The following is a 13519-nucleotide window of genomic DNA, read 5'->3' as shown; positions in this document are numbered from 1 at the left end:
TTATAAAAGAGGCTGTTTTGACCACAGCCTCTTTTTAATTTAAAATAAATTATTGATAACGAATTTTAATATTATCAAATTTAATGGCACTTGGATTAGGTGAATCTCCCTGAGCCACTCCAACTTTAATTTCGTTAATTTTAGAAGGATTTAACGTTGCAGCTGTATTAGATCCAAAACCGTAATTATCTTTAAAATCAGCAATTGAAATGGTTTTTGTAGCCCAGTTTACATCGGTGATTTTAAAGTTATATCCATAGTTTACGCCGTCGATAGTATTTAACTGGATTGCAAAATTAGCTCCAACAACATTTGCACTTACATCAATATCGATAAAAGCTTTTGTTGCATCTGTATTAGAAGCACTTAAGAAACTGGCTCCGCCGCCGCCACTGCTTCCGTTATAACCATTTGCATTTGAACCGCCCCAGACTAATGTGGTGTAATTTCCTGTTGGACCGCCTGCTGTAGCGGTATTAAAACTTTCTATATCGCCGTAAGAAGTCCATTCTGTTCTGGCGCCATTTCCGTCAAAATCAGATACTAAAACGATTGTTGCAAAATCGATTGTTTTCTTTGCGGTACCGCCCGGCGTAGTAATGGCAAGTTCTGATCCTGAAACGGCATTTGCAGGTAAACCAATAACAATAGAAGAAGATGATTTTACAGTATAACTTACCGCTTTTCCGCCTAAGGTAACTGATGAAATATTATAAAACCATGTTCCTTCAATTTCCAATGGAAATCCCGGAGTTGCTGCTGCCGGAATTGTTTTTGTAATTGTTGGATCAGGTTGTAAAATTTCAATATTCTTAGTTACTGAACCAGATGCGGTTGTAAATGTAATGGGCTGAACACCAAATCTGCTTCCTAATTTTTCATCAAAAGGAATAGTGAAAATAAACGATTTATCTGAATTATAGTTGGGATTGAAAGTGATGTTAATAGTATTGTCCAGCGTAATCTTTTTTAATCCCTGCAAACCATTGCCTTCAACTCTGACTTTGTTTTGAGGAAACGCCTGATTAAGTAAATCTCCGGGTTCAGCAACCATAGCTTCTACGTTTGCAGTAACCGCATCGTCATTTTGGCAGGCTGTAAAAGAAGCCAGTGCCAAAAGAATCAGAATTCTATATTTTATTTTATTGATCATGGTATAAGTTAGTTAAAGTTAAATGGAACCGGAGGTTCTAATAATGATGGATTAGTATCAATAGCAGACTGTGGTAACGGCAGTTCAAAATAATTGCTTCCCGGAGTTATCTTTCTTGAAATCAATTCTGTTCTGGCATCATCAGAATAAAAACCAACTTCCTGCTGTGAAATAATGGCTGTTGCTTCAGCCAGTCCGCGGCGTTTTAGGTCAAAGAAATATTGTCCTTCCAATGCAAATTCAACTCTTCTTTCGTTAAACAATTCATCTCTTGTTAATACTGTTTTAGCCGGCAGTCCTGCTCTTGCTCTTACTTCATTAAAAGAACTTAAAGCAGATGCAGAAGTTGTAGAACCAGCCCCGGCCAAAATTGCCTCAGAATTCATTAATAGAATATCAGAATATCTTAAAATGATGGTGTTTTGTGAAGTTCTCATAAAGAATACATCGTTTCTTTCTGCGGCAGAACCTACAATGTATTTTCTGAAATTAGCCGCTGTAGAAGAGTATATTTTTTTATACGTAAATCCGCCTTGATTTTTTAATAATTCAGGATAGAAGTCACCATCTGTCATGATTGTGCTTTTCTTTCTGGTATCTTTTGGTTCAAATCCATTTTGTAATGAGATAGAAGGAAGGTAAACTCCCCATCCGTCACCACCGCCTGTAATTCCTGTACCTCCCGGAACGATATATGCCTGATTGGTATTTTGTGTTCCCCATTCTGTTGCAATAGCTTTCCATTGCAGGGCAAACATACTTTCGGCACTGTTATTATTTTCCGGACTGCTGAATAAGTTTCCGTAATCCTGAATTAAAATATATTGGTTACCAATAATTTTTTGGGTTAAAGCAGCACATTCTCCATATTCATTTAATGTCAAGTGTACTTTTGCCAAAATTCCCATTGCTGCATATTTGGTCACATATCCTTTTTTTGCGGCTCTTTCTGGTAAATTTTCAACGGCATATTCTAAGTCTTGTTTGATGAATTTATAAACATCAGAAACAAGATTTCTTTTTGGCTGTGCTGCAGAACCTGCTTTGTTAATGATTGGCACAGCTCCAAAAGTTCTTACCAGATAGAAATAAGCATTTGCTCTCATGAATCTTGATATAGCGATAGCATTTTTATAGGATGCTTCCGGCAGTTCGCTTTTTCTGTCCTCAACTAAACTCATTAAATTATTAGATTGATCGATAACCGAAAACAATGAAACATATCCTTCTGTCAGAATTGGATTTTGTGACGTTACCTGAGCATCTTTAAACTGAGCATATGCACCATCAAAAGTAAAAGCATTACCGGCGTACATGTCTCCAACAGCAATCAGGAATTTATCATTAAAGGTAAACCACGGTTTAAAATACAAACTCTCGGCAATTCCGTCAAAAGCCATAACGCCTTCAGGTAAATCGCCTGGTGTTAATTGATTTTCAGAGGGTGCATCCAAAAAATCATCTGAACAAGAAAATAAAGACAGCAATGGTATCAGCATTCCCATCATAAAAAGTTTAAAAAGTTTTTTCATAACTATTTTTTTATGTTAATGATTATGAATCATTAAGTTAAATGTGTTTTTTATCAATCTTAGAATTCTAAATTCACTCCTGCAGAAATTGTTCTTGGTACTGGGTAACGTCCTAAATCAATTCCGCTCAAGGTTATATTCTGGTCTAAATTTCCAAGGGCAGGGTCAAAGCCGCTATATTTTGTAAACGTGTATAAATTTTGAACGTTTACATACAATCTTACTTTAGAGATAAAAGAGTTATCGAATATTTTGCTTGGTAAATCGTAGCTCAACGAAACATTTTGAATTCTTAAGTAAGAACCATCTTCAACAAATCGATTCGAAATTCTTCCGTTACCATTTGGATCATTAAGAGTAATTCTCGGCACATCAGTATTTTCGTTTACACCAGGTTCAAAAGCATGTATTGCCTGAGTGCTGACATTTCCAAATCTATCGCCAAATCCCGGATAAATTCCGTCAATGTAATGACGTGTAAAATTGTAGATCTGGTTGCCTTGGCTTCCTGTTAAAACTATTCCAAGATTGAAGCTTTTGTATCTAAAGTTATTGGTAACAGCATAGGTAAAATCAGGAATAGCATCTCCAATAGCAGTCTGGTCTTTACTGTCAATTTTTCCGTCGCCGTTAAGATCCTTAAAACGAATATCTCCAATTCCTGTTCCTGCTTCCTGAACTGGTCCTGCAGCTAATTCTGCAGCGTTTTTAAATAAACCATCGGTTACATAACCGTAAAATTGTCCTACCGGCTGTCCTTCTGTAGTTCTGGTAACGTTGTATAAATCGAATTGAACTTTTCCTAATAACGATTTACCTTCACCTTGAAAACGAGTCAGCTCGTTATTGTATTTTGAAAAAATGATAGTAGTGTCCCAGTTAAAATTTTCGGTTGCAATATTTCTTGTATTCAAAGTAAGTTCGATACCTTTTGTTACAATTTCACCCGTATTCAGGTAATAATTAAGGGCACTTTGATTTGATTCGTCATTGATTTGTTTGGTTAAGAAATCAGATGAGTTTTTAACATAATAATCAAAATCTAATTTTACTCTATTGTTAAGCATTGCCAATTCGAAACCAGTATTGAATGATTTAAGAGATTCCCATTTTATATTTGGGTTTCCTAAATTGTCAATTGTCGGCGATACACCTCCAAACGGAGAAGAAAGCAATGACAAGATAGTCTGGTATCTGTTTGCCGGAATGTTTTGATTTCCAACTGTACCATAACCTGCTCTGAATTTTAAGTAATTGATGCTGTTTGATAAAGGTTCAAAAAACTTTTCGTTACTAACTGTCCATCCTCCTGAAAAAGATGGGAAATAACCCCATTTATTATTAGGTCCAAAGTTGGATGAAGCATCAGCTCTTATTGAGGCAGAGAAAGAATATCTATCAGAGAAACTATAATTTAACCTTGAAATATAAGAAGTCATTGACCATCTGCCAGAACCATTTCCGTTTACTGCCGTATCAATATCACCAATATTTAAATTTGTGAAATTTTTGTTTAAAAATTCACCTGATCTGTAACCGCTTAAATATTCATAACGGCTTTCCTGCGCTTCCTGACCTAATAAGAAAGTAAAATTGTGTTTCTCGCCGATAGTTTTATTGTACGTCAAATAGTTTTTGATGTTCCAATAATAACTTTGATCCTGCTGTTTGAATGATTTGTTTAAAAGTTCATTTACGTTTCCTAAAGTATATTTAGGGGCAAAAGTGCTGCTTTTTGCAAAATTTAAATCATATCCTAATTCAGTTCTAAAAACTAATCCTTTTATCAGCGTAAAATCGGCAAATAAATTTCCGTTAATTTTAAATCTTTCGGTAGTCGAATTATTGTATTCAGACAAAGCGATTGGGTTAGTTGCCTCATTTGCCGAAGATCCTAAACCGCTTGTTGGTCCCGCATAAGAACCATCTGGAGTTCTAACCGGTAACTCTGGAGATTGTCTTAAAGCGTTCATAACCAATCCGCCTCTGTCATCGTTTCGTACGACTTGCTGAGACGATTTACTAACTGATAGGTTGTTTCCAATTTTAAGCCAGGATTTTACATTAGAATCAACGTTTAATCGCATAGATAATCTGTTGAAATCTGAGTTTAAAACAATTCCTTCCTGATCAAAATAGTTTAAAGAGGTATAATAACGTGTTCCTTCTTTTTCACCTGAAAATGACAGCTGATGATTGTACATGGTAGCAGTTCTAAAAAGTTCATCCTGCCAGTTTGTTCCATTGCCTAATAAATTAGGTTTTTGATATTGATACGGAACAGGCTCACCATTTAATTTATAAATTTTTGCCTGATATGCGGCGTATTCAGGCAGGTTTAAAACATCAACGGTATTTCTTATTTCCTGAGTTCCTAAATAAGTTTCGTATGTAAATTTTGATTTTCCTTTTTTCCCTTTTTTGGTTGTAATCAAAACGACTCCGTTTGCACCATTTGCACCATAAATGGCAGTTGCCGATGCATCTTTTAAAATGTCAATAGTTTCAATATCTGAAATATTCAAACCAGACAAAGCTGAATTTTTAGTTTGTCCGTTTCCTCCGCCTAAAGCACTGAATGAAAATGTGTCGTTGTTTTTATCAGCAAAAACCGGAGTTCCGTCAATAACATACAAAGGTTCATTTCCGTTAATAGACGTAATCCCTCTAATCTGCACAGAAATTCCTCCTCCGGGTGTTCCTGAGTTTTGAGTCACGTTTACACCTGCAGCTTTACCTACAAGCGCCTGATCGATAGAAACAAAAGGTTTGTCCTGAATTTCAGAAGCTTTAATAGAGGAAACGGCACCATTTATATCTTTTCTTTTTGATGTTCCATATCCAATAACAACTACTTCATTTAATTTTTCGAGGTCACTTATCATAGTAACCTGCATAACTGATTTTGTATCTGCTGGTATTGAGAGGTTTTTATATCCTACATAACTAAAAAGCAGCAACGCTTTTGGCTCTACATTGTTTAATACAAAACTACCGTCAAAATCAGTAACGGTTCCGTTTTTTGTTCCTTGTACTATTACGCTGACACCAGGCAGGCTGGCACCGCCAGATGTTACTTTACCTTTAACAGTTTGAGCGTAGAAAAAATTCCCCCACATACATACTATTAAGCACAATAGTTTTTTTAATGTTCTTTTCTGCATAAAAATTTGGTTGTTAGTTTACTTTAATAATTAGTTAATCGTTAAGTTTTATAAAAAACATTTAAAATTTGGGTCTTTTGCCTGTTGGTATTTTTGAGTTTTGACAGCAGCACTTTTTTCTTAAATATTTCTTAACGAAAGTATATTGTAGAGGTGTTGTATTGTAGAACGGATGATGCATATTGTGCAACAGATGATGCAAAAAAAACATCTGAACCCCCTAAATCAGTAAAATAAACCCCCTGATGCATCAAAACAAGTACTGAGGTATTGCTAATTTTTTTGCATAAAAAATACTGTTTTTTTAAAATATCGAGTCAATATTTTTTATATGTTGATTTTTGCCTGAAATTCAAAAGTCGGTTTTTTGAAAAAAATCACTGACAAAAAAAAGAGCTTCGGTTACAATCGAAGCTCTTTTTAAATTAATTTTTTGTCTGCTTTATTCTTTTGTTCTTTTTTCCTGAGTAGGCAGATAGCCGTATTTAATTTTATAACATTTGGCAAAATAGGAGGGAGAAGTAAAACCAACTTTATAGCTTATTTCATTAATATTATTGTTGCCTTGTTCTATGAGCTGTTTTGCTTTTTCTAATCGTACATTTCGAATAAATTCGTTTACAGAAACGCCTGTCAGTGTTTTTATTTTTCTGTACAGCTGGCTTCTGCTAAGGTAGATTTTAGATGACAGGAGTTCTACAGTCAATTCCGGCTCACTGATATTTTCATTGATAAAATGCAGAATTTTTTGAATGAAGTCATTATCCAGTGATGTTGTTTTTTCTTTTCCTTGTTTGGTAATACCGCTGTAAAATTTCTTAAACATGATCTGCCTGCTGGTAATAAGCTGCGCCAGACTTGATTTTAAGATATCCAGTTCAAAAGGTTTACTCAAATACATATCTGCGCCAGAATCTATGCCTTCTAATCGGTCTTTGACCATTGCTTTTGCCGACAGCATTAACAAAGGAATATGACTTGTTTTTAAGTCTCCTTTTATGTTTTTACACAGCTGTAATCCATCCATGACCGGCATAATGACGTCTGTAATGATTAAATCCGGTAATTTTTGTACGGCAAGTTCGTACCCTTTTTTACCATTTTCGGCTGTAATAACTTTGTATGACTTGCTTAATTCCTGTTTTAGGTAATTTCGCAGTTCAGGATTGTCCTCAACAATTAAAACGGTATATGATTTTGCAGTTTCTTCTGCAGCGTTGTCGATTGACGTTTCTGTAAAATCATCTTCATCTGTTTGATTATTAGCAGCGTCAAATAAAAATTGATTTTTGTTCTTTTCTATTTTAAAAACCTCATCGATAATTTCACTTTTCTTATAAAACGAATTGCCTAAAGGAAATGTGACTTTGAATTTTGTGCCTTCTCCAACTTGGCTTTCAACCTCAATTTTTCCTTTATGAAGTTCAATAAATTCTTTTACAACCTCTAAACCAATTCCAGTGCTGCCATAATAATCTTTGTTTACATTATTGACCTGATAAAAGCGGTCAAAAATTCTATTGAGATCTTTTTTGCGTATTCCAGAACCGGTATCTGTAATGGTTATAGAGTAGGAAGGAACTTTTTCTCCATCAATTATTAAAGCATTATCTGTTTCGGCTGTGTCTATAAAAATGGTGATAGAACCATTATCAGGCGTAAATTTGAATGCATTAGAAATAATATTAAAAAGTATTTTTTCCAGCATTTTAGGATCAAGCCAGTCTTCAAGTTCATCTTGGGATGATTCTAAGTTAACGGTTATGTTTCTGGCAGCTGCCTCTTCATCAAAATACCCAATAATTCCTTCTGTAAAAGCTGTGACATCTACTTTTTTGGCCTGAAGTGAAATTTTATTAAACTCCAATTTATTAAAATCCATAAGCTCATTAATTAGTCTCGAAAGTCGGTCAGAGCTTTTGTGTACAATTTTTAATTTATTATGAATTTCAGGCGATAATTTTTTGCTTCTTAAAATGTCTTCCAGCGGATTAATAATAAGCGTTAAAGGTGTTCTGAATTCATGTGAGATATTGGTAAAAAACTGTAATTTTTTATTGTTTAATTTCTCTAGCTGAATTGATTTTTCTTTTTCTAAAATAATGGCCTGTTTCGCTTTAAATCGGTTTTGATAGATTTTATTTAAGTATCTAATCAGGAAAATTAAAATAGCGGTATATATTAAATACGCCCAAATGGTTTTCCACCACGGAGGAAGTATTTTTATTTTTAATTCTAATTGGCTGTTACTCCATGTGCCGTCTGCATTGGCCGATTTTACTTTAAAAGTATAATTGCCCGGCGCCAGATTGGTATAGGTTGCCGTTCTGTTATTTCCGGCATAATTCCAGTCTTTTTCAAAACCTTCCAGATAATAAGCGTATTGATTTTTTTTAGAATAATTGTAGTTAATTCCCACGTATTCAATCGTAAAAACCGATTGTGTATAATTGAGTGTAATTTCTTTAGTCTGCGAAATTACTTTGGTTAAAGGCGAACCTTCTTCATTTGGTTTTACAGATTTATTAAATAATTTGAAATCGCTGAAATACAATCTTGGTGCTTTTTCTGCTTTTTTAATTTCGTTGGGATTAAAATAATTTACGCCTTCGTAACCGCCAAAATACAATTCTCCATTTCCATCTTTAAAAACGGCATTATTATTAAAATCGTTGTCAATAAGACCGTCATCTTTATTAAAATTGGTGCTTTTTTTATTTTTAAAATCAAGTTTTGTCAAACCAGATCCGCCGCTTACCCATAATGAACCATTATTGTCTGAAATTATAGCACGAACAGATTTTTCCTTAAAACCCGGAAAATCATCATAATTAGAAAATATCTTATTTTTTTTATTGTAGCTAAATAATCCCTGACCGTCAGTACCTATCCAGATCGTTTTATCGTTAGATTCATAAATAGATAAAATAGTTTGAATGCTATTGTGTTTATTTATGCCGCTAAACATGGCATCGCGCATTTTTGTTACTTTAAAATTCGTTTCATCTTTTAAATTAACCTGATACAAACCTAAAATTGTTCCTACCCAAAGTACATTGTCTGAGTCTACAAAAACTTTGCGGATAAAAGCGTTATCTAAGGTGTTTTCTGCAAATGGTTTAGAGTCGCAATGTACAATTGTGCTGGTTTTATTATCAAAATAATGCAGTCCTTTTATAAAAGTTCCAATCCAGATTCGGCCTTTAGAATCTTCGGCAAAACTAAAAATTCGATTAGATTTCAGTCCAGATGTATTGGCTGTATTGTAATTTACGAATCGGGAAGTTCCATTTTTTAAAAAGTAAATACCGCGGTCCCAGCTCCCTATCCAGATATTTTGCTTGCTGTCTATAAATATGGTCTGAATATCAACTGCATCTAAACCGGAATAATAGTTTTGATTTGTCTGGTTAACGTGAATGTAACTTTTATCAATAAGGTTATAAATGTCGAGTCCGCCGCCTTCATTGCTTATTAATAAATTTCCTTTTTTATCTTTTATTACAGATGTTACATAACTGGTCTGCAAAGAATTGTCATTATTGGCAAGAGATTCCAGCGAATTGAATTTGTTATTTGGTTTATCAAAAACACCAAGTCCTTTATTGAAATATCCTAGCCAAAGTCGTTTTTCCTTGTCTTCATACAGCGACCAGACAGAATTAGATTTTAAACTGAAATTATTGTATTTGCTGTGCAGGTATTTTCGCAGTACTTGTCCTTTGTAATTTACAACCAGTAATCCGTCATTTTCTGTACCGCATACAATATAATCCAGACTGCTTTGTACAATAGACAGGATTTTGTTTTTGGTAATAGGATAATTTTCAAATTGGTAATTATCGGTTTCGGGTTTAATTTTTATCAAACCGTTTTCTGTTGTTCCCAGCCATATATATCCAAATTTATCTATAACAAGATTTTCTATATCATCGAGTAAAGGTTCTCTTTTAAATTTGTCTTTATAAACCTGTTTTACTTTTCCGTTTAAGTCAATTTCCAAAAGGCCGTAACTGGTTCCTAAATAAATAATTCCCTGTTTACTTTTTATCGAAGATTTTATTAAAAAATTGGGCTTGTCCAACACTTTTGACTGTACTAAAGAAGCCTTTAAAGTCTTTATATTAAGTTTGAATAATCCGAAACCATAAGCGCCTAAGAATAAGTTGCCGTTATTGTCTTCAATAATTGTTTTTACAGTAATGGGCTCACTATATCCTTTTGTTATGACATCTTCAATATTGATTTTGGTAAAATTATCTAAATCTCTGTTGTACAAACACAAACCTTCATCAGTACCAACCCAGAGGTTATTATTGGAATCGATAAATGTGGCATAAATAAAGTTGCTGTTTACAGAACCGGGTTTTTTATCGTATTTGTATCCAAAATAATTTACACCGTCATAACGATATAAACCTGCACCGTTTGTGCCTATCCATATAAAACCATTATTATCCTGAATGATAGAAGAAACGGCTCGTTTTGAGGTAGTTTCCTGTATGCTTCTAAATTGATAGCTGTCAAATTTACCTTGAGAAAACAGGCAGTTTATAAAGCTGAAAAAGCATAAAAGGATAGAGGTGGTATTTTTCATTTAGATGTAACAGTATTGATTATCCGCTTGTTTGTAAAATGATTTTTTTAGGATATAGAAAACAATATTAATAAAACTAAACAGAACACTTAATTTTTTTTATTCAAATCTGGCATATTGCCAAAATCCTGAGTATGATAAATAGCCAAATAAGGAATTATCGTACTCAGGATATAGAGCTGTTAAAAAAACTACTCCAGCAGAATAGTTTTTTTAACACATAGAAACATAGCTTTTGTTTACTTAAAAAAAGGCGTTTCACTTATTTTTAATTCACATAGCTGTGTTTGAGAAATGAGTTTCTTTTTAACTTCTTTCTTCACAAATAATAAATCTATGTTTCTATGTGTTTAATTTTTTTGAAATACTTTATTTTAGTTCAAATTTAGTCGTAAGTCCATCGTTAGAATTCCAGCCCACCATAACATTGAATAAACCTGGTTCTACTAAAAAATTACCGTCGTTGTCATAAAAACCAAGAGCAGCATCGGTTAAAGTAAAATGAACTGTTTTAGTTTCTCCTTTTTTTAATTCGATAAGTTCAAAACCTTTTAATTCTTTTACAGGTCTTACAATACTGGCGGCAGGATCGTTTATGTACAATTGAACTATTTCTTTTCCGTCAAATTTTCCTGTATTGGTAACCTCAACAGTAACTTCAATTTTTTCTCCTTTTTGAAATGAAGGTTTTGCAATTTTTAAATTTTTATAAGCGAAAGATGTATAGCTTAATCCATAACCAAAAGGATATAAAGGTGTTTTTTCTACATCAGAATAGTGTGACCAAAACACATTTTTATCTTTATCTGTAGGTCTTCCGGTATTGTATAAATTGTAATAAATAGGGCATTGGCCTACATTTCTGGGAAATGACATTGGCAGTTTTCCACTTGGGTTATAATCTCCGTATAAAACCTGTGCAATTGCGTTTCCGGATTGTGTTCCTAACTGCCAGGCTTCAACAATAGCAGGAATATGTTCTGCAGCCCATGGTAAAGCTAACGGACGCCCGTTGTTTAAAACCAAAACAATATTTGGATTTACTTTATAAACTTCTTCTAATAATTGCTGTTGGTTTCCAGGCAAGTCTAATTCTGTTCTGCTTCGTCCTTCACCGCTTTGAAAACCAATTTCACCCAGTACCATTACAACAACTTCTGCTTCTTTTGCTGCTTTTTTTGCCGCTTCAAATCCAGAAAAATCGGTTGTATTAATTTTTACTTCGTCTACGAATAATTGTTTATTTAAGGCTACATCTGTTCCTTTTTCATAAACTAATGCGCTGTTTTTATATTGCTGCATTCCTTCGAGTACAGAAACTGCGGTATTGTCATCAGCAGCAATTCTCCAGCTTCCTAAAGGGCTGTTTTTATCATTAGCCAATGCACCAATTAAAGCAATTTTAGCTCCCGATTTTTTTAAAGGCAGAAGATTTTTATCATTTTTTAATAAAACAATCGATTTTTTGGCCATGTCCAGAACGTCATCATTATTTGCCTTACTGCCAATGTTTGCCTTTTCACGAGCTTCATCACAATATTTATAAGGATCGTCAAATAAACCTAATTCAAATTTTACTCGAAGAATTCTGCGTACAGCATCGTCAATCACGCTTTCTTTTACAGATCCTTTTTTTACTAACTGAACTAATTCTGTTACATACACATTCGATTCCATATCCATGTCAGAACCTGCAATAGCCGCTTTTTTAGCCGCATCGGCTGCATTTGCAGCGTAACCGTGAGTAATCATTTCGGCGATTGAAGCCCAGTCAGATACTACAAATCCTTTAAATCCCCAGGCACCTTTTAAAATGTCTCTTTGCAAGAAGACACTTCCTGTTGCCGGAATACCATTTAAGGTATTAAATGAATTCATAAAAGTGCGGATTCCGGCATCTACTGTTGCTTTAAAAGGCGGCAAAACAGTATTGTACAATTTAGAATTGCTCATATCTACACTATTGTATTCTCGGCCTGCTTCTACAAAACCATAAGCGGCAAAATGCTTCGCGCAGGCCACAATAGAGGTATTACTAAAACTTTCACCTTGAAAACCTTTTACTCTTGCCGTTGCAATTTTACTTCCCAAATATGGATCTTCTCCGGCACCTTCCATAACTCTTCCCCATCTGGCATCATTTGAAATATCAACATTAGGAGCAAAAGTCCAGTTTAATCCTGAAGCTGAAGCTTCGAGTGCTGCTACTCGTGCCGAATTTTTAATGGCTTCTAAATCCCAGCTTGCTGCTTCTGCCAACGGAATAGGACTTAGGGTTTTGTATCCGTGTATAACATCAAATCCAAAAATAAGCGGAATTCCAAGTCGGGTTTCTTCAACAGCGATTTTTTGTACGGCTCTGACTTCCTTAACACCTCGAACGGTAAGCATAGAACCGACCCATCCTTTTTTTATGTTATTGTATTTTTCTTCATTAGAACCAGATTCTGGTTTTGGTCCGGTAACATCCCATGAACCATTATATTGATTCATTTGACCTACCTTTTCTTCTAATGTCATTTCTTTCATCAAAAGTGAAATACGGTCTTCAATTGGTTTTTTGGTATCCATATGTTTTTTGGTTTGTGCATATCCGTTCATAGAAACAGCTAACAGTAGAAAGGCATAATTTTTAATTTGTTTTTTCATTAGGAGGTTTTCTTTATATCTTAAATATTTTTGGTATTAGTTATTGAAGTTTATTTTTTTAATGAATAATATAATTTTGCTGTTTTATTTGTGCGAAATCGGCATTATTTAAGGTTGTAAATTTAGTTTTACAACAATAATTTCAATAGTAAATTTGATGCATTATCTAATACAAATGATGCATTTGCAGTCTTTTGGACTGAAAAAAAGTAAAAGAGATGTTGTATGCAGTGAAAAAGAGGATTGACTGTCTTTAATTTTTAAAATTAAAGACCCATCTAATAATAAGTGGAGAATAGGAATGAGAAACATTCCTTTTAGAAAATTCAATAGAGGTTTTATTGAAAGAATTTCATCTTCTAAAAAAAATAAAATGCATCAAAGAACAACCCTTATGATTTGTTCTTTGATGCAGTAAAAAGAA

5 protein-coding genes are annotated in these 13519 nt (G+C 33.9%); all 5 read right to left on the bottom strand.

Features of this window, described 5'->3' with window-relative positions:
• Positions 1-49 precede the first annotated feature (49 nt).
• Positions 50-1153 (bottom strand): hypothetical protein, encoded by a 1104-nt coding sequence (locus PQ462_RS12875; protein ID WP_274250246.1) that lies wholly within the window; start codon positions 1151-1153, stop codon positions 50-52.
• 8 nt (positions 1154-1161) lie between these two features.
• Positions 1162-2685 (bottom strand): RagB/SusD family nutrient uptake outer membrane protein, encoded by a 1524-nt coding sequence (locus PQ462_RS12870; protein WP_274250245.1) that lies wholly within the window; start codon positions 2683-2685, stop codon positions 1162-1164.
• 59 nt (positions 2686-2744) lie between these two features.
• A complete protein-coding gene (locus PQ462_RS12865; protein ID WP_274250244.1) occupies positions 2745-5849 on the bottom strand; it encodes a SusC/RagA family TonB-linked outer membrane protein in 3105 nt (1034 codons plus the stop codon).
• Positions 5850-6291: 442 nt separating this feature from the next.
• Positions 6292-10446, bottom strand: a complete 4155-nt coding sequence (locus PQ462_RS12860) for a hybrid sensor histidine kinase/response regulator transcription factor (RefSeq protein WP_274250243.1) — start codon at positions 10444-10446, stop codon at positions 6292-6294.
• Between the two features lie 369 nt (positions 10447-10815).
• Complete coding sequence (gene bglX / locus PQ462_RS12855) at positions 10816-13095, bottom strand: beta-glucosidase BglX (protein WP_274250242.1); 2280 nt, start codon at positions 13093-13095, stop codon at positions 10816-10818.
• Positions 13096-13519 lie beyond the last annotated feature (424 nt).

The sequence above is a fragment of the Flavobacterium sp. KACC 22758 genome, from assembly GCF_028736135.1.
Taxonomy (GTDB): Bacteria; Bacteroidota; Bacteroidia; order Flavobacteriales; family Flavobacteriaceae; genus Flavobacterium; species Flavobacterium johnsoniae.
The sequence above is the reverse complement of the archived record's forward strand: the minus strand, read 5'-3'. Positions and strand labels throughout refer to the sequence as shown.

What these genes read in the sequence shown, in the direction of transcription:
- PQ462_RS12875 (WP_274250246.1), bottom strand. Translation starts at nt 1,153, where the DNA reads ATGATCAATAAAATAAAATATAGAATTCTGATTCTTTTGGCACTGGCT.
- PQ462_RS12870 (WP_274250245.1), bottom strand. Translation starts at nt 2,685, where the DNA reads ATGAAAAAACTTTTTAAACTTTTTATGATGGGAATGCTGATACCATTG.
- PQ462_RS12865 (WP_274250244.1), bottom strand. Translation starts at nt 5,849, where the DNA reads ATGCAGAAAAGAACATTAAAAAAACTATTGTGCTTAATAGTATGTATG.
- PQ462_RS12860 (WP_274250243.1), bottom strand. Translation starts at nt 10,446, where the DNA reads ATGAAAAATACCACCTCTATCCTTTTATGCTTTTTCAGCTTTATAAAC.
- bglX (WP_274250242.1), bottom strand. Translation starts at nt 13,095, where the DNA reads ATGAAAAAACAAATTAAAAATTATGCCTTTCTACTGTTAGCTGTTTCT.